This is a genomic window from Motilibacter aurantiacus (assembly GCF_011250645.1).
GTDB classification, from domain to species: Bacteria; Actinomycetota; Actinomycetes; order Motilibacterales; family Motilibacteraceae; genus Motilibacter_A; species Motilibacter_A aurantiacus.
In genome coordinates this window covers 227282-244531 of sequence record NZ_JAANNO010000001.1, presented here as the reverse complement: position 1 = coordinate 244531, position 17250 = coordinate 227282, and the positions used below count along the sequence as shown (strand labels likewise).

Annotated in this window: 15 protein-coding genes; 7 read left to right on the top strand and 8 right to left on the bottom strand. The window is 76.2% G+C overall.

The window, feature by feature from the left end; all coding sequences use genetic code 11:
* Positions 1-141: 141 nt before the first annotated feature.
* Positions 142-2670: an SCO7613 C-terminal domain-containing membrane protein gene (locus G9H72_RS01140; RefSeq protein WP_166166313.1), complete on the top strand. Its 2529-nt coding sequence runs from the start codon at positions 142-144 to the stop codon at positions 2668-2670.
* Here G9H72_RS01140 and G9H72_RS01135 read toward each other — a convergent pair.
* A complete protein-coding gene (locus G9H72_RS01135; RefSeq protein WP_331271869.1) occupies positions 2667-3209 on the bottom strand; it encodes a GtrA family protein in 543 nt (180 codons plus the stop codon). The two genes, G9H72_RS01140 and G9H72_RS01135, sit on opposite strands and share 4 nt — an antisense overlap.
* 35 nt (positions 3210-3244) lie before the next feature.
* Here G9H72_RS01135 and G9H72_RS01130 point away from each other — a divergent pair, with 35 nt between their 5' ends.
* Positions 3245-4396 carry a 5-(carboxyamino)imidazole ribonucleotide synthase gene (locus G9H72_RS01130; protein WP_331271868.1) on the top strand — a complete coding sequence of 384 codons (1152 nt, stop codon included), beginning with the start codon at positions 3245-3247 and terminating at the stop codon, positions 4394-4396.
* Positions 4393-4902, top strand: a complete 510-nt coding sequence (gene purE / locus G9H72_RS01125; protein ID WP_166166311.1) for a 5-(carboxyamino)imidazole ribonucleotide mutase — start codon at positions 4393-4395, stop codon at positions 4900-4902. The genes G9H72_RS01130 and purE overlap by 4 nt, the downstream gene beginning before the upstream one ends.
* Before the next feature lie 10 nt (positions 4903-4912).
* On the opposite strand, the gene G9H72_RS01120 is transcribed toward purE, so the two are convergent.
* Together G9H72_RS01120 and G9H72_RS01115 are read right to left on the bottom strand one after the other, a co-directional pair.
* Positions 4913-5734 carry a CPBP family intramembrane glutamic endopeptidase gene (locus G9H72_RS01120; RefSeq protein WP_166166309.1) on the bottom strand — a complete coding sequence of 274 codons (822 nt, stop codon included), beginning with the start codon at positions 5732-5734 and terminating at the stop codon, positions 4913-4915.
* A gap of 136 nt (positions 5735-5870) precedes the next feature.
* On the bottom strand, positions 5871-7781 hold the full coding sequence (locus G9H72_RS01115; RefSeq protein ID WP_166166308.1) for an amidase family protein: 1911 nt from the start codon (positions 7779-7781) through the stop codon (positions 5871-5873).
* Between the two features lie 264 nt (positions 7782-8045).
* Between G9H72_RS01115 and G9H72_RS01110 the strand changes: the two genes are divergently transcribed.
* Both G9H72_RS01110 and G9H72_RS01105 read left to right on the top strand, forming a co-directional pair.
* Positions 8046-8573 (top strand): SigE family RNA polymerase sigma factor, encoded by a 528-nt coding sequence (locus tag G9H72_RS01110; protein WP_166166306.1) that lies wholly within the window; start codon positions 8046-8048, stop codon positions 8571-8573.
* Positions 8570-9466, top strand: coding sequence for a hypothetical protein (locus G9H72_RS01105; protein WP_166166304.1), 897 nt, complete (start codon positions 8570-8572; stop codon positions 9464-9466). Before G9H72_RS01110 ends, G9H72_RS01105 begins: the two co-directional genes overlap by 4 nt.
* Positions 9467-9586: 120 nt before the next feature.
* On the opposite strand, the gene G9H72_RS01100 is transcribed toward G9H72_RS01105, so the two are convergent.
* The 5 genes from G9H72_RS01100 to G9H72_RS01080 all read right to left on the bottom strand — a co-directional run bounded on the left by G9H72_RS01100 (position 9587) and on the right by G9H72_RS01080 (position 14658).
* Positions 9587-10006, bottom strand: coding sequence for a CoA-binding protein (locus tag G9H72_RS01100; RefSeq protein WP_166166302.1), 420 nt, complete (start codon positions 10004-10006; stop codon positions 9587-9589).
* Positions 10007-10029: 23 nt separating this feature from the next.
* The gene (locus G9H72_RS01095) at positions 10030-10188 is read right to left on the bottom strand and encodes a hypothetical protein (protein WP_166166300.1); all 159 of its coding nucleotides are present in this window, start codon (positions 10186-10188) and stop codon (positions 10030-10032) included.
* A gap of 96 nt (positions 10189-10284) precedes the next feature.
* Entirely contained in the window at positions 10285-11607 is a 1323-nt protein-coding gene (locus tag G9H72_RS01090; RefSeq protein ID WP_166166298.1) for a UDP-glucose dehydrogenase family protein, read from the bottom strand.
* 119 nt (positions 11608-11726) lie between these two features.
* Positions 11727-13097 carry an LCP family protein gene (locus G9H72_RS22725; RefSeq protein ID WP_331271867.1) on the bottom strand — a complete coding sequence of 457 codons (1371 nt, stop codon included), beginning with the start codon at positions 13095-13097 and terminating at the stop codon, positions 11727-11729.
* Positions 13098-13119: 22 nt separating this feature from the next.
* Entirely contained in the window at positions 13120-14658 is a 1539-nt protein-coding gene (locus G9H72_RS01080; protein ID WP_166166296.1) for an LCP family protein, read from the bottom strand.
* Between the two features lie 264 nt (positions 14659-14922).
* On the opposite strand from G9H72_RS01080, the gene G9H72_RS01075 reads away from it, so the two are divergent.
* Together G9H72_RS01075 and G9H72_RS01070 are read left to right on the top strand one after the other, a co-directional pair.
* Positions 14923-16005 (top strand): glycosyltransferase family 2 protein, encoded by a 1083-nt coding sequence (locus tag G9H72_RS01075; RefSeq protein ID WP_166166294.1) that lies wholly within the window; start codon positions 14923-14925, stop codon positions 16003-16005.
* Complete coding sequence (locus G9H72_RS01070) at positions 16005-17207, top strand: glycosyltransferase family 4 protein (RefSeq protein WP_166166292.1); 1203 nt, start codon at positions 16005-16007, stop codon at positions 17205-17207. The genes G9H72_RS01075 and G9H72_RS01070 overlap by 1 nt, the downstream gene beginning before the upstream one ends.
* Positions 17208-17250 lie beyond the last annotated feature (43 nt).

Here is a 17250-nt window from a genome sequence, read left to right as displayed (position 1 = left end):
CGACCCGGTCGAGCACCTGTGGAGAACTCGCCACAAGTGCCTGATCACGGCGAGATGGGGTGGTGGCTGGGTACGTCGAGGCTGCGGGTTGAGTACGCGTGCTCAGGCCCGACCCCACCTGTCGGGCGCACGCTGCTGGACATGATCGATGCGACCCTCCTCGAGGCCCTGACCGACCGCGGCCGCTGCCCGGAGTGCGCGGCCGGCCTTCCCGCCGGGCTCTCCCGGTGCCCCCGCTGCGGGCTGCCGCTCGCCGGCGACGCCGCCGTCCGCGTCTGGGAGCTGTCGCTGCGCGCGGCCGCCGTGCTGACGGCCCGTCGCGACGCGATCGCGGAGCTGCGCCACGTCGGGCTGCCGGCGCCCGCCACCAGCACGCCCGTCACCAGCCCGCCCGCTCCCGCCACGCCCGCCCACGTGCCCGCGCCCGTCGCCGAGTGGGCCGGCCCCGGGCTCGGCTCGCCACCCGGGGCGCCGCCGCGCCCGGTGCGCGAGCCGTCCGGCCGCGGCGTGCAGCAGCTGCTCGTCGGGCTCGGCGCGCTGCTGCTGGCCGTGGCCGCGGTGATCTTCGCGGTCGTCTCCTGGGACCTCGTCGGGGTCGGCGGGCGCGGGCTGATCCTGGCCGGCACGACCGCCGCGGCGGTCGCGGTCGCGGAGCTGGCCCGCGCGCGGCGCCTGCCCGCCACCGCCGAGGCGCTCGGCGCGGTCGCCGTGGTCATGGCCGTGCTCGACGCATGGGCGGCGTACCGGGTCGGCCTGCTCGGTGTCGACGCCGTGCCCGGCGCGCGGTACGGCGCGGTCGCCTGCCTGCTGCTCGCACTGCTGTGCGGCGGCTGGGCCCGGCTCCGGAGCGGGGCCGTCCCCGAGGCGGCCGCCGGCCTGCTGAGCGCCGCCGCGGTCGCATGCGCCTCCGTCGACACGTACGCCGGGGGCGGCGTCGCGGGCAGCGCGCTGGTCCTGGCCCTGGGCGGCGCGGCCCTCGTCGCGGCCGCGGCCCGGCCGGTGCTGCTGCGCTCGGCCGTCGCCCGGGCCTGCACCGGCGGTGCGGGCGTGCTCGCCTGGGCATGGGGCGTGCTCCTCGCCGCCGGCGCTGGCTTCCTGGACGGCACCCCGGGCCAGGCCGGCGCCCTGCTCGCCGCGGCCGTCGCCGCTGCCGGCGTGACGGTCGCGGCCCGCGCCTCCTCCGTCCCGGGTGCGCTCGCCGCCGGTGCCGCGTCCGGCGCGGGACTGCTCGCCGTCGCCGTCGCGGCGGACGCGCAGGGCGGGCTCGACCTGCTCCTGCCGGTCGTGCTCGCCGCCTCCGCGCTGCCGGTCGTGCTGGCCGGCTTCCTCCCGGAGGCGGCCCGCCGCGCGCTGCTCGCCGTCGGGGGCTCGACGGCGGGCCTGGCCGCGCTGCCGTCGGTCGTGGGGGCGCTCTCCGTCCTCCTCGCGCCACTGGGCGCCGCCGAGTGGTCCATGGCGCCGGGGGAGCGCTACGGCGACGTCGTCGGCGCGCGCATCGACGCCGCCCTGCCCTGGTCCCGCCCGCTCGAGGCGCTGCTCGCCGGCGTCGTGCTCGCGCTGGCGGCGCGCTACGCCCGGCCGCGCCACGCCGCATGGCCGCTCGCCGCCGGTGCCGCGCTCGCCGCGGTCCTCGGCCTCGTCGCCTGGCCGGTGCCGGTCGGCGGGCTGCCGGCCGTCGGGGCCGTGGCGGCCGCCGTGCTCGCCGTCGCCCTCACGGGGCGCCCGTCGCCTGCTGCGGCGTCGGCCGCCGGCGCCGTGCTCCTCGCGACCCTCACCGGCTCGCTGCTGGCCCCCGTGACCACCGTCGCCGGCCTCGCCGTCGTCCTGGCCGCGGCCGGCGCCGTCGCGCGGGGTGCGGACGAGCGGCTGCGCCCCCAGGCGGTCGGTGTCGCCGCAGCCGCCGCCCTGGGGCTCGCGCTCGTCGTGCCGCCCGCGCTCGGGGCCGGGTGGCCGGTGGGCGGGCTGTGCGGCCTGCTCGCAGCCGGCGTCTGCGCGGTCCTCGCCGGGGTGCACGCCCCCGCGCGCGAGCGGGCCGTCGTCGAGGCGGTCGCCGTGGCCGCTGCGCTGGTCGGCCTCGCCGTCGCCGGGCGCGAGCCCGCGTACCTCTCGCCCGCGCTCGCCCTCGCCGGCGCCGGGCTGGCCGCCGTGGCGGCGCGCCCGGACCGGCGGTCCCTCGGCTGGCCTGCGCTCGGGGTGCTGCTGCTCGCGGTCGAGAGCCGGCTCGCGTACGTCGGGGTCGAGGCGGTCGAGATGTACAGCCTTCCCGCGGCCGTCGCGCTGCTGGGCGCGGGGGCGCTGGCCCGGCACCGCGCCCGCGGTGACGACGCCCCCGGCTCGTGGACGGCGTACGGCCCCGGGCTCCTGCTGGGGCTCGTGCCGAGCCTGGCGCTGATCGGCGGGCCGGGGGTGGCCCGCCCGGTGCTGCTGGCGCTCGCCGCCTTCGCCGCGGTGCTGGTCGGGCTGCACCGGCGGCTGCAGGCGCCGCTGCTGGTGGGGGCCGGCGTGCTGGCGGTCGACGCGGTCGCGCAGCTGGCGCCGTACGCCCCCGCTGTGCCGCGCTGGGCGGTGCTGGGGCTGCTCGGGGTGGCGCTGCTGGTGGTCGGCGCGTCGTACGAGCGCCGGGTGACGCAGCTTCGGACGGCTGCGCGGGCGCTGGCGACGTTCGGCTAGCGGGTGGGGCGGCGGTCGTCGGGGGCGCCCTCGACGGCCTCCGCCTCCTCCTCGGCCAGCTCGACCGCCTCGTCCACCATCGCGGGGAAGACGAACTTGCGGTAGGACCAGAACCGGAACGTCGTCGCGCACACCAGGCCGAGCCCGTTGGCTGAGATGTTGTCCGCCAGCGGGCTCGTGAAGCCGAGGACGTAGTGCGACACCACGAGGAAGGCCAGCGAGATCGCCAGGCCGACGCCGTTCAGCGTCAGGAAGAGGACGTACTCGCGGTGCATCTGGGACTGGGAGCGGGCGCGGTGGCGGAACGTCCACTGCCGGTTGCCGATGTAGGCGACCGTGCCGGCCACGACCACCGCGATGGTCTTGGACGTGAGCGGGCCCATCTCGAATCCGATGCGCAGCAGGTTGAACACGGCGATGTCGACGATGAAGGCGAGCCCGCCGACCACGCCGAACTTCAGCAGCTCGTGGACGAGGTGGCCGAGCCCGTAGTACAGCCGGAGCACGGCCCCGGAGCGGCGGGAGTCGACCTGGGTCACGGGTCGAGGGTACTGGCGCCGATACGCTCCGCCCCGTGCCCTTCCCCACTGTCGGCATCGTCGGAGCCGGGCAGCTCGCCCGCATGACCGCCCCCGCCGCCGCCGCCCTCGGCGTCCGTCTGCGGGTCCTCGCGGGCTCGCCGGACGAGAGCGCCGCCCAGGTCGTGCCGGATGTCGTGCTGGGCTCGCCGGACGACCTCGACGCGCTCCGCCGGCTCGCGGACGGCTGCGACGTCGTCACGTTCGAGCACGAGCACGTGCCGCCGGCCCACCTCGAGGCGCTCATCGCCGACGGCGTCCCGGTCCGGCCCGGCCCCGCGGCCCTCGTGCACGCCCAGGACAAGGCCGTGATGCGCGAACGGCTCACGGCCGCGGGCGTCCCGTGCCCCCGCTGGCAGGTGGTCGCGTCGGTGGACGAGGTCGCCGGCTTCGCCGCCGAGGCCGGCTGGCCGGTCGTGCTGAAGACCGCGCGCGGGGGCTACGACGGCCGCGGCGTGTGGGTCGTCGGGTCCGCCGTGGAGGCGGCCGAGGTGCTCGAGGCGGCAGCCGCGCGCGGGGTGCGGGTGCTCGCCGAGGAGAAGGTCGGCTTCGTCCGCGAGCTGTCCGCGCAGGTGGCGCGCAGCCCGCACGGGCAGGCGGTGGCGTACCCGGTCGTCGAGACCGTCCAGCGGCAGGGCATCTGCCGCGAGGTCTTCGCGCCCGCCCCCGGCCTGCCGACCGACGCCGCCGTCGCCGCCCAGGAGGTCGCGCTGCGCATCGCCGGCCTGCTCGACATGGTCGGGATCATGGCCGTCGAGCTCTTCGAGACGGCCGACGGCCGGGTGCTCGTCAACGAGCTGGCGATGCGGCCGCACAACTCCGGCCACTGGACCATCGAGGGGGCGGTCACCTCGCAGTTCGAACAGCACCTGCGCGCCGTCCTCGACCTCCCGCTCGGCTCGCCCGCCGCCCTGGGGCCGCACGCCGTCATGGCCAACGTGCTCGGCGGCGACTACCCGGACATGTACCCCGCGTACCGGCACATCCTGGCCCGCGACCCCGGCGTCAAGGTCCACATGTACGGCAAGGAGGTACGCCCCGGCCGCAAGGTCGGGCACGTGACCGTCGTCGGCGACGGGCCGCTCGACGAGCTGACCGAGCGCGCGCGGCACGCCGCCGCGTACCTCATCGGGGAGGTGACCGAATGAGCACGCCCCTGGTCGGGGTCATCATGGGCTCGGACTCGGACTGGCGGGTGATGTCGGCCGCGTCCGAGGCGCTGGACGAGTTCGGCGTGGCGCACGAGGTCGACGTCGTGTCCGCCCACCGGATGCCGCGGGCGATGGTCGAGTACGCGGCGGCCGCCGCCGGCCGCGGGCTGAAGGTGATCATCGCCGGGGCCGGGGGAGCCGCGCACCTGCCCGGCATGGTCGCCGCGGTGACGCCGCTGCCGGTCATCGGCGTGCCGGTGCCGCTGGCGACCCTGGACGGGATGGACTCGCTGCTCTCGATCGTGCAGATGCCCGCGGGCGTCCCGGTCGCCACGGTCTCCATCGGCGGCGCGCGCAACGCCGGGCTGCTCGCCGTCCGGGTCCTGGCGGCCGGGGACCCGGTGCTGCGCGACCGGATGGAGGAGTTCCAGGCGTCGCTGGAGGCCGTCGCGCGGGTCAAGGGGCAGGCGCTGCGCGAGACGTGGGCAGCGCGCGGGGAGTGAGGCTGCCCGGTCAGCCCGCGAGCAGCAGGGTGCCGGTGACGGCGACCCCGTTGAACAGGGCGTGGGTCAGGACGGCGGGCCAGAGCCGCCCGGCGTGGCGGGTGGCCAGGCAGAGGACGAGCCCGAGCCCTGCGGTCTGCAGGACGACCGCCGGCGCGCCGCCCAGCGCGGTGGGGGCGTGCATCACCCCGAACAGGCCGCTGGTGGCCAGGGCGGCGGGCCAGAACCCCAGCCGGGTCATCAGCCCGCGGAGCAGCAGGCCGCGGAAGAGCGTCTCCTCCACGAGCGGCGCGACGACGACGCTGAGCACCACGAAGGCGACGAGCGCCCAGGCGGGGCTGTCCGCCAGGTCCCCCACGTTGCGCCCGGGCGCCCCGCCCAGGGCGTAGACCGTGAGGACGAGCACGACGGAGACGGCGTAGGCGGCCGCCAGCCAGCCGACGGCCCGCGGCAGGTCCCGCCACCGCGGGCGGTCCAGCCCGATCGCCGAAGCCGTCCCGCCGGCGCGGCGCGCGGCCGCGCGGACGACGAGTGCCGTTCCGCCGCAGAGCACGAGGAGCGAGAGGGCCAGCAGCGCCGGCGCCGGCAGCGGGAGCAGGGACATCGCCTGCGACGTCGCGACGAGGCCCGCCACCGGCGCGATGACCGCGGGCGACGACGGCCAGCTGCGCGGGAGGCGGCTGACCGCGGCGTCGAGCGCGGGCCGACGGTCGGGCGCGCCCTGCTGCCCGGCTCGCCAGGCCGCGGCCGGCGAGCCGACGGCCCCGTCGCTGCCGGTGCCGTGGGCTCCGGTCCCGGTCGTCGTCCCGTCGCCGTCGTCGCTCGTGTGCACCCCCGATTGTCCCGCTCCCGCCTGTGACGGTGGGTTGCCGGGCGCCGAGCCACCCGGTCGGCCGAGGGGCCGGGGCTCGGGAACGACGCCCGGGCGGGCCGGGGCCACGGCCCGCCCGGCCCGCCCTCACGCCGGGTCAGCGCAGCGCGACCTCCAGCGCCGTGCTGCCGGCCGAGACCCTGATGAGCGTGCCGGGCTCCAGGGAAGCCAGGTACGCCCGTGGGACGCGGGCCGATGCCTTGCCGCCGTTGGTGATGCGGTCGGAGCCCACGGTCGTCCAGCCCGCGGTGGTGGCCACCGCGACGGTGGCGGTGAGGCCGCCGAACTCCTTGCCGAAGCGCAGGTCGATCCTGTCGCGGTCGAGCGTCGCGGTCGGGGCGGCCGCCCCGATGACCTCGCCGGGCAGCCCGGGGACGAGCGGCGAGGGCGCCCGCAGCTTCGAGGCCTGCTCGTAGTCGTACGCCATGCCGAGGATCTCGCCCTCTGCGTAGGGCTTGCCCATGAGGGAGATGTCCATGGGCAGGCCCTGCGGCCCGAAGCCCATCGGGACGACGATGCCGGGGAAGCCGACCGAGCTGTAGGCCGCGAAGATCGAGGGCTGCGGCCGGCTCGACGGCACGTGGGTCGGGTCCGGGATGGAGAAGGCCGGATTGCTGATCGGGGCTGCATAGCTCGTCTGGTACGGGAAGACCAGGGCGTCGAGGTCGTTGTCCTCGAAGAGCGAGAGCTTGTAGTCCGTGGCGGCCGGCAGCACCCGGTCGACGAGGTCCTTGAAGGCCGGGTCGTCCTTGGTGGTCGTCAGCGAGCGCTTGAGCAGGTTGAGCACGCTCGCCTCGACCGGCAGCGGGGACCTGGCGACCTCGGTCTCGTAGATCTTGATGAACTCCTCGACCGTCTTCGGGACCTCTGGCCCGAAGGTCGCGAGGTAGGCCTCGAACTCCTCCTTGAACCGGTAGTCCGCGATCGTGCGGATCGTCGAGCCGCCGCGGGTGACGTAGAAGTCGAGGAACGCGGCGTCCAGGGTGATGTCGACGAGGGTCGCGCCCTGCTCCTGCATCGTGTCGAGCGCCTTCTCGGCGAGCGCGTCGATCGTGGGGTCGCCGCCGAAGAAGTCGCGCACGACGCCGAGCCGCTTGCCCTGCAGCGCGTTGTCGCGCAGGAAGCCGGTGTAGTCGATGCCCAGGTCGTACGACCCCGCACCCGGGTAGTTGTCGTAGACCTCGACGCTCAGCGGGTCCGCCGCGTCCCTGCCGGTCAGGGCGCCCATCATCAGCGCGGTGTCGGTGACGGTGCGTGCCATCGGCCCCGCACTGTCGAAGGTGAGGTTCTTCGGCGCGATGCCGTCACGGCTGATGAGGCCGGTCGTCGGGCGCAGGCCGACGATGCCGTTGTACGCCGCCGGGCCGCGTACCGAGGTGCTGGTGTCGGTCCCGACCGCGAGGACGGCCAGGTTGGCGGCGATCGCCGCGCCCGACCCTGCGCTCGACCCGCCGGTCTGCCGCTTGAGGTTGTACGGGTTCACGACCTGGCCGTCGATCGTGTTGTAGCTGCCGCCGGCGAACTCGCCCATCTCGGCCTTGCCCAGGATCAGCGCCCCCTGGGCGCGCAGCTTGGCGGTGATGTACGCGTCGTCCGGCGGCACCGCGTCCTTGAGGATCACCGAGCCGTTGGTGGTCGGCATGTCGTAGGTGTCGACGTTGTCCTTGAGCAGGACGGGGATGCAGTGCAGCCGGCTGCGCGGGCCGAAGCGATCCATCTCCTCGTCGAGCGCGGCGGCCGTCTCGAGGACGTCGGGGTTGACCGTGGCGACGGAGTTGATCCGCGGCCCGCCGTCGTCGAAGGCGGCGATGCGGGCGAGGTAGAGCTCGGCGAGGTCCACGCAGCTGAGCGAGCCGCTGGCGAAGGCGGCGCTGATCTGCGCGATCGTCGCCTCCTCGAGGACGAAGACGTCGGGGTCCTCGGCCGGTGCGGCGGACGCGGGCACCGCGACGGCGAGCAGCGCGGCGGCCGCCAGCAGGGTCGTACGACGACGGACGGTGGGTCTCATGCGGTCCCTTCCCGGGGGGAGCGGAGGAGTCACCCGTCGACGGCGCCGCGCGGCGGCCCTCGCCCCCGGGTGCCGGTCCGACTTCAATGCAGGGGTGTCTCGCGGGGGTTCGGGCGGCGTTAAGTCCCGGTTGCGGGAGGAAGGGCAGGGTTACGCGGGAGCGCGGCCGGATCGAGAATCGTCCGGGTGCACTGCCGGGGGCGGGGAAATCGCCAGGGGGCCCGACCGCTCTAGGACAAGCGTGAGGGGACGACCGGGGTGCGCGTGAGCTTCGACGAGTACGTGGCGGCGCGCGGGTTGGCGCTGTCGCGGTTCGCGTACGTGCTGGCCGGCGACCCGCACAAGGCCGAGGACCTGCTGCAGGCCGCCCTGCTCAAGACCTACCGCCACTGGGACAAGGTCTCGCGGGCCGACCATCCGGACGCCTACGTCCGGCGGATTCTCGTGACCACGCACACCTCGTGGGCGCGGCGGCTGTGGCACCGCGAGCACTCGGTGGCCGAGCTGCCGGACCGCCCCACCGACGGCCCGCTGGACGACCCGGCCGACCGGGTGGCGGAGCGCGACTCGTTGCGCCGCGGGCTCGCCGGGCTGCCGCCCCGGCAGCGGGCGGTGCTCGTGCTGCGCCACCTCGAGGGCTACGACGACGAGGCGATCGCCGACGTGCTCGGCTGCAGCGTGTCCGCCGTCCGCAGCTACGCCAGCAAGGGGGCCGCCCGGCTGCGCACGGTCCTCGCCGACCACCCCCTGCCCGACCCCGTCCGCCCGACCGCGCTCGGAGGATCGCAATGACGTCCGGACTCGACTTCCGCAACGACGAGGACTGGCTGGCCCGCGGGGTCCGCGACCTGGCCGGCGAGCTGCAGGACAACCTCGCCTCCGGCCCCCGCGTGCGGGCGCGGGCCCGCCGCCGCCGCCAGTACGCCGCGCTGGCCGTCGTGGCCACGGCGAGCGGCGCGGCGGTGGCGGTGCTCCCCGCCGTCCAGGGCGGGGGCGGGGGCTCCTCCTACCAGGCCGCGGGCCCGATCCCCCCGACCGCAGGGGCGCCGGGGCCCGGCCAGGCACCGCAGGCGTTCTGCAGCCTCGACCCGGCACCGGGCTGGTGCTCGCCGAGCGCCGGCTCGTCCGACGGGCCGCTGCTGAGGGCGGCCGACTTCGGGGTCGGGGTGTGGGGTGACCGGCCGATCTCGCCCGTCCCTGCCCCGGTGGAGTTCGGCAACCTGTTGACCCGCCCGGACGACCAGCTCGAGGCCTGGGCCGGCAGCGTCGTCGGCGGGGCCCGATCGGTCGCCCGCGGCTGGGCCGTGACGCAGGCGGTCGTCCTCTACGCCGACGGCACCGCGGAGGCGGCCTTCGAGAGAGCCCGCTACGGCCTGCAGGTCGAGGCCGCGGCCACGGACGCGGGCAGGGTCCGCTACCTCGTCGAGGACGCGGCCTTCGTCTGGGTGCCGGGGCTGCCGGGGAACGCCGGCCGGTGGCTGGGGATCGTCCGGCACGAGCGCCTGCTCGCGTACGTCGAGATCGCCGAGGACGGCGAGGCACCCGTGCGCTCCCGGCTGGCCTGGTCCCCGCAGACCCTCGGCCAGCTCGCCGACACGGTCCGCGCCCGGCTCGAGGGGCGGTCCGGGCAGACGTTCGTCCGCGGCGAGCTGGAGCCCGTCGGGGGCGCGCAGCCCGCCGGCTAGGGCCTGCGGCCGAGCGGAGGGACGCGGTCGGCGCGGTCACCTCCGACCGCCCGGTAGCGCGTCCTACCTGTCGGAACAGGTAGGACGTCCGACGGGCGTGGGGTAGGGGGAGAGCGGCGGTCAGGCGCGGGCCGGCCCGAGCAGCGGCCACTCGATGACCGGGCAGCGGTCCATGACCATGGCCACTCCCACGGCGCGGGTCCGGTCGTACGCCGCCTCGTCCACGACCCCGAGCTGCATCCAGACCGCCTTGGCGCCGATGCGCACGGCGTCGTCGGCGACCTCGCCCGCCTTGTCGCTGCGGACGAAGACGTCGACGACGTCGACGGGGAACGGGATGTCGGCAAGGGCCCTGTACCCCTGCTCCCCGTGGACGGTCTCCGCCCGCGGGTGCACGGGGACGATGCGCTTGCCGTGCTGCTGGAGGAAGCGGGCCACGCCGTACGCCGCGCGGCTCTGGTCGGTCGAGAGCCCGACCACCGCCCAGGTGGTGGTGTCGGAAAGGATCCGCTGGACGGTCTCGTCGTCGCCGTAGGGCATGGCCCCAGGCTAGGCCCGCCCGGTCAGCCGTTCGCGAGTACCACGACCGAGGACGCGATCAGAGCCGTCGACGCGCACAGCGAGAGCGCGCCCCACCGGCGCAGGGTGCGCTTGGGGCGGGAGGACAGCACGGCGCCGACGAGCGCGAGAGCCATCCCGCTGAAGACGAGTGCGCTGTCCACGTTCTTCTCATCGGGAGGGGCCGGGGCAACCTGAGCCGAAGCCCGGGAGCCGACCGGCTCCCGGGGCGCACGCGGCGTGCGCCGCGCGAGGGCCGGTCAGGGACGGCCGAGGGCGCGGTAGTGCCAGCCGGCGGCGCGCCAGGCCGTCACGTCGAGGGCGTTGCGGCCGTCGACGATGTTGCGCTGCTCCACGATCTTGCCGAGCTCGGCCGGGTCGAGCTCACGGAACTCCCGCCACTCGGTCAGGTGGAGGACGACGTCCGCGCCGCGGGCCGCCTCGGTGACCGAGTCGACGTAGCGCAGCGTCGGGAAGGTGCGCCGCGCGTTGGCGTTGGCCTTGGGGTCGTAGACCGCGACCTGCGCGCCCTGCAGCTGCAGGGACGCCGCGACGTTGAGCGCGGGGGAGTCACGGACGTCGTCGCTGTCGGGCTTGAAGGCCGCGCCGAGGACCGCGACGCAGGCGCCGAGGAACGAGCCGCCCACGAGCTCGCGAGCGAGGTCGACGGTGCGCTGGCGGCGGCGCATGTTGATCGCGTCGACCTCCTTGAGGAAGGTCAGCGTCTCGCCCGCGCCCAGCTCGCCCGCGCGGGCCATGAACGCGCGGATGTCCTTGGGCAGGCAGCCGCCGCCGAAGCCGAGGCCGGCGTTGAGGAAGCGGCGCCCGATGCGGGCGTCGTAGCCGATCGCGTCGGCGAGCGTCGTGACGTCACCGCCGGCGGCCTCGCAGATCTCGGCCATCGCGTTGATGAAGGAGATCTTGGTCGCGAGGAAGGAGTTGGCGGCGACCTTGACCAGCTGCGCTGTCGCGAAGTCGGTGACCACGACGGGCGTGCCCTCGGCGATCGGCGTCGCGTAGACCTCGCGCAGGACCTGCTCGGCGCGCTCGCTGCGCACGCCGAACACGAGCCGGTCCGGGTGCAGCGTGTCCTCCACGGCGAAGCCCTCGCGCAGGAACTCCGGGTTCCAGCACAGCTCCGCGGCGGCCCCTGCCGGAGCGAGCTCGGTGACGCGCTCGGCGAGCCGCTCGGCGGTGCCGACCGGGACGGTCGACTTGCCGACGACCAGGCAGGGTCGGGTGAGGTACGGCGCCAGGCCGTCGATCACCGCGTCGATGTAGCGCATGTCCGCGGCGTACTCGCCGGGCTTCTGCGGGGTGCCGACGGCGACGAAGTGCACGTCGCCGAACTGGGCGACCTCGGCGTACGACGTCGTGAACCGCAGCCGGCCGGCCGCGATCTGCTCCTGGAGGATCGCGTCGAGCCCCGGCTCGTAGAACGGCACCGTCCCTGCGGCGAGGGCCTCGACCTTGTCCTTGTCGACGTCCATGCCGAGGACCTCGAACCCGAGGGCCGCCATGCAGACGGCGTGGGTCGCTCCGAGGTAGCCGGTGCCGAGCACCGTGATGCGGGGTGCGCTCATGGCATAGGAGGCTAAAGCACGGGGCAGAGGGGTGTGGCCGATCCGAGGGGCACGGCGCGCTCGGTCAGCCGGGCGGAGCAGGGCATGTGACGGGATCGTCACCCTGCGTCAACCAGAGCTCAGCCCGCACTCGGACGCCGTCCGGCCCGCAGGTCGTCGAAGAAGGCGGCCGCGGCGCGCTCGTCCCACCGCACCGTCGAGCCGGCGGCCGTGCGGTAGTCGGTGTCCGCCACCGGCACGGTCGTGACCAGGCCGTCCCCGCCGCTCACCGACCGCATCGCGCGGGCCAGGCCGGCCAGCGTGAGCGGCCCCGCCCCGTCGGTCGCGAGCGCGCCGGTGCCCGCGGCCGAGAGCCGCCACTGGCGGACCGGGTTGAGCAGGACGCCCTTGGAGGTGAGCCGGGACATCAGCGCCGCGAGGTACTGCTGCTGGCGCTCGATGCGCCCGAGGTCGCCCTTGGGGTCGCTGTAGCGGGCCCGCACGTACGCCAGCGCGGTCGCCCCGTCGAGCTCCTGGCAGCCCGCCTGCACGTCGAGCCCGGCCTTCTCGTCCTTCATCGCCCGCTGCACGCAGACGTCCACCCCGCCGACCGCGTCCGTGATGTCGACGACCCCGCCGAACCCGATCTCCACGTAGGAGTCGACCCGCAGCCCCGTCGCCTGCTCGACGGTGCGGACCAGGCGCTGCGCCCCACCCGTCGCGTACGCGCTGTTGAGCTTGTTCCGGCCACCGCCCGGGATCTCGACGTAGGAGTCCCGGGGCAGGCTCACGAGCGTGGGCGGCCCGCTGCGCGGGGCGTGCAGCAGGATGATCGTGTCGGTGCGCTGGCCCTCCGCGGACCCGGTGTGCAGCTCGGCACGCTCGGCGCGGGTCAGCCCGCTGCGGGTGTCCGAGCCCACGAGCAGCCACGTGGTCCCCGCGCTGTCGGCCGGGCGGCCGGGGTAGTCCGCGAGCGCGTCGGTGCCCTGCAGCCGGCTCACGGTGAACACGGCCAGCCCCACGACGTGCGCCAGGAGCAGCACGACCAGCAGCAGCGCCAGCCGGCGGGCCCGGCGGAACGTGCGGAAGGGCAGGAGCAGCAGCCGGAGCGGGCGGAAGCGGGGCCGGGACGGCCGCGGCAGCGTGCTCGAGCCACGCTGCGGCGGCTCCCCGCCCCACTCCTCACGCGGCGCGACACGAGTGACGGGACCGCCGGGGCCGGCGGGCCTGGAGGCGCCGGAGGCCGAGGCGTACGCCGACGGCGGGCGCGAGCCGGTCCCCGCGGCGTACGCCCCCGCGGCCTCGTCCGCCGCTGCGCGGCGCGGCCGCCCGCCCCGCGGGTCGAGCTCGGGTGGCAGGTCGCGGCGCCGCGGGTCGAGCTCGGGCGGCAGGCCCCGGCGACCGGCGGCCCCGCCCTGCTGCTGCCCGCCCTGCCGTGGCTGCCCGCCCTGCGCCGGCCGGTCGTCGGGCTCGCCCGCGGGCCGGTCCCAGCCCTCCGGCCAGCGGGTCACGCGCGTGCTCCGCAGGTGGCCGTCACGTGCACGAGGCGTCCGCAGCGGTCGAGGTCTTGCCCGGCACCGCCTCGGACGGCGACGCCGACGGCTCGGGGTCGGCCTTCGCCACGGTGACGTCCTGAGCCTTGGTGTAGCCCGACCCGACGACGACCTGCAGCGTCGCCCCCAGCCCCTCCACGGCCTCGGCCCGCGCCGCCGGGAGCGCGGCCTGCACGGTCTTGATCGACTCGGTGTAGCGGCTGTCGTAGCGGACCACGGTCTCGGTCGCCCCGCTCGAGTCGGCGTTGCCGGTGCCGGTGACCGCGAACCCGACGGCCTTGAGGTCGGCGGCGGCCCGCCCGGCGAGCCCGGTCACGCCCGCGCCGTTGAGCACCTCGACCCGGACCTGGGACGGCGGTACCTCGACCCGGGCCTTGGCCGGCGTCGAAGCGGTGGCCTCGGGGGTCGGGGACGTCAGGGGGAGGTCGTCGCGGATCTTGCCGAACAGGTCGTCGGCCTTGGCCTCGTCCCACACGACCGCCGCGGCGAGCGGGCCCGGCGGGTTGAAGTCGTCGTCGGCGATCGGGATGGTCGCGAACGTGAGGGCGGACGGGGACAGGCCCCCGAGCTCGCGGGCCAGGTCGAGCATGTCGCCGCGGCTGAGCCCCTCGTCGACGGTGACCGAGCTCAGCAGGGCGTTGACCAGCTTGGTGACCTTGACCGGGTTGGTGAGCGTGCCGGCACTGGTGGCCTTGCGCACGATGGCGCCGAGGAACTTCTGCTGGCGGTCGATGCGGCCGAAGTCGCTGTCGATGTAGCGCGCCCGGACGTACTTGAGCCCCATCTCCCCGTCGAGCTCGGAGGTGCCCGCCGGGATGTCCAGGCCGCTCTTGTCGTCCTTGAGGGCCCGGGGCGTGCAGATCTCGACCCCGCCCACGGCGTTGACCATCTTCTCGAAGCCGAGGAAGTCGATCTCGACGTAGTGGTCGATGTGGATGCCGGTCGCCTGGGCGATGGTCGCGATGGTCAGCGCGGGGCCGCCGGCGGCGTACGCGACGTTGATCTTGTTCTTCTGGGCCGGGACCTGCTTGCCCTCGTACGTGTGCGCGGGGATGGTGACGTAGGAGTCGCGCGGGAAGCTGACCAGCGTCGCCTTCTCCTGGTCCTCGGAGACGTGCAGCAGCATCATCGTGTCGGCGCGGCGGCCGGCAGCGCTGTTGGTCGACCCGACGTGCAGCCGGGCCCGGTCCTTGCGGCTCATGTCCTCGCGGCTGTCCGAGCCGACGAGCAGGATGTTCTGCGCCCGGTCGGTCGTCCGCGCCGGCTGCCCGCCGCTGGCCAGGTCCCCGAAGACGGAGATGCGGTCGATGCGGCTGTCCGCGGCCCAGCCCACGACGCTCACCCCGACCACGGCGGCGGCGACGGCCGCCGCGGTCCAGCGCAGTGCCCGCGCCCCCCGCCCGGCCGGTGCCGGCCCCTGGGCGTGCCGGGCGGAACCCGGGCGCGGCGGCTCGGCCGGACCGATGACCGTCGGGCCCTCCGGCTGCCGAGAGCCGCCGGGGCCGGGGGTCGAGGTCATGCAGGTTCCTTCCGCATCCGTGCGCGCGCTCGGGTCCGAGCGGCCGGTCAGGGCACGCCCGCAGGAAGACGCGCGACAGGGGTGCCGCGTTCCGTCCGGCCGATGTCGCGCGCCCGGCAGGTGCTCGGGCGCGGCCTCGGCCAGCCTAGGAGGGCCGGGCAGCCACGCCGGGCAGCCACGCCGGGCAGCCACGCCCCGGGCAGCCACGCCCCGGGAGTGGCGCCCGGCAGCAGCCGGGGGCGCTGCCAGTAGCGTTGACGGGCCATGCCTACTCCGCCCGCTGACGCGTCCCCCGCAGCCGCCGAGACGCCGGGCCCGGGCCCGCGGGCCTGGCCACCGGTCTCGGTGGTCATGCCGGTGCTCAACGAGGAGCGGCACCTGCGCACGGCGGTGCGCCACGTGCTGGAGCAGGGCTATCCCGGCGAGCTCGAGCTGGTGCTCGCGCTCGGGCCGTCCCGTGACCGGACCGACGCGATCGCCGCCCAGCTCGCGGCGGCCGACCCCCGCGTGCGCACCGTCCGCAACCCCACGGGGCGGACGCCGGCCGGGCTGAACGCCGCGATCGCCGCGGCGGCCCACGACGTCGTGGTGCGCGTCGACGGGCACGGGATGCTCGGCCCGGGATACGTGCAGCGCGCGGTCGAGCTGCTCGACGAGACCGGCGCGGACAACGTCGGCGGGGTGATGGCGGCCGAGGGCGAGACCCCGTTCGAGCAGGCGGTCGCCCGCGCCATGACCACCTGGCTCGGGGTGGGCGGCGCCCGCTTCCACACCGGCGGAGAGCCCGGGCCGGCCGACACCGTCTACCTCGGGGTCTTCCGCCGCTCCACCCTCGAGCGGCTCGGCGGCTACGACGAGTCCTTCCAGCGCGCCCAGGACTGGGAGCTCAACCACCGGATCCGCGAGGCCGGCGGGCTGGTGTGGTTCTCGCCGGACCTGCGCGTGTCGTACCGGCCGCGGCCGAACCCCGAGGCGCTGGCCCGCCAGTACTTCCACTACGGGCGCTGGCGCCGGGTCGTCATGCGGCGCCACGCGGGCACGGTCACCCCGCGCTACCTCGCGGCCCCGGCCGCGCTGGTGGGCGTCGCCGGGGGCACGGTTCTCGGGCTGGCCGTCCACCGCGCGGCGCTCGCGCTGCCCGCGGGCTACGCCCTCGCCATCGGCGCCGGGTCGGTGCTGACCGGGCGCGGGCTCCCGCCGCGCGCGCTGGCGGCGCTTCCCGTCGTCTACGCGACCATGCACATGTCATGGGGGGCGGGCTTCCTCACCAGCCCGCGCCGGCTGGTGCCGGCGCTGGCCCGCGTGGGCACGGTCCCGCCGCACCCGCCCGTGGCCCGGGAGGCCTAGTGCGCGTCCTCATGCTCGTGACCTCCGACGTCGCGGGCGACTCCCGGGTGGTGCGCGAGGCCACGACGCTGGCCGAGGCCGGGCACGCCGTGCACGTCATCGGCCGCGGGGTGCCCTCGTCCTGGACGCCGCCGGCCGGGGTGACCGTGTCCTCGATCGACGCCGGGACCGGGCTGCGCCGGGACCGAGGCTCCTCCGAGCCCTCCCCGGAGCCGGGCGACCCGCCGCGGGCGATCCCCCCGGGGGCGCCGGTCCGGCGTGCGCTCCCACCGCACCTGCGCGCGGCCCGCTGGGCACTGCTCCCGCGGCACAACGCCACGGTGCTGGCCCGCTTCACCGCCGGAGCGGCGGCCGACGCCGCGGGCCGCGACGCCGACGTCGTGCACGCGCACGACTTCAACACGCTCGCGCTCGCCGCCCGCCTGGCCGAGGCCAAGGGCGCCCGGCTGGTCTACGACACCCACGAGTTCTGGTCCGGCCGCCCGCGCGTCGGCCGCCCCACCCCGTACGCCGCCCGCCGCGACCTCGCCGCCGAGCGTGCGCTGGGGGCGCGGGCCGACGCGGTCATCACGGTGGGGCCCGGCGTCGCCCGGCTGCTGCGCAACGAGTTCGGCTGGGACCACGTGCGGGTCGTGCGCAACTCCTTCCCGCTGCCCGACACGCCGTACGAGCTGCCGGAGGCCCCGACCGGCGCGGTCTACGCCGGGCGGATGGCGCCGTACCGCGAGCTCGAGACGGTGGCCGAGGCGGCGCGCAGCCTCGACGGGCTGAAGCTCACCCTGATGGGCCCGGCCGACCCCACGTGGCTCACGACGTTCGAGCCCGGCCCGTGCGAGGTACGCCCGGCCGCGCCGCTGCCCGAGGCCGAGCGGCTCCTCGCCGAGCGCGGGATCGCGCTGGTCACGCACTCGGCCCGCTGGGTGAACCACCGGGTCGCGCTGCCCAACAAGCTCTTCCTGGCCGTCCGCGTCGGCGTCCCGGTCGTCGCCACCGACGTCGACGAGCTGGCCGGGGTGGTCCGCGAGCACGGCCTGGGGACGCTCTACGCGCCGGGCGACGCCGCCGGGCTCGCCCGCGCGCTGCGCGAGGCGGTCGAGCGGTGGCCCGAGCTCGTCGACGCCGTCCGGGCCGCGCAGCCCGCGCTCTCCTGGGACGTCGACGCGGCCGCGCTGCTCGCTGTCTACGCCGCGCTCGAACGGTAGGGCGCCGGCTCCCGGCCCGGTATCCTTCGGCGGTTGAGGCCCC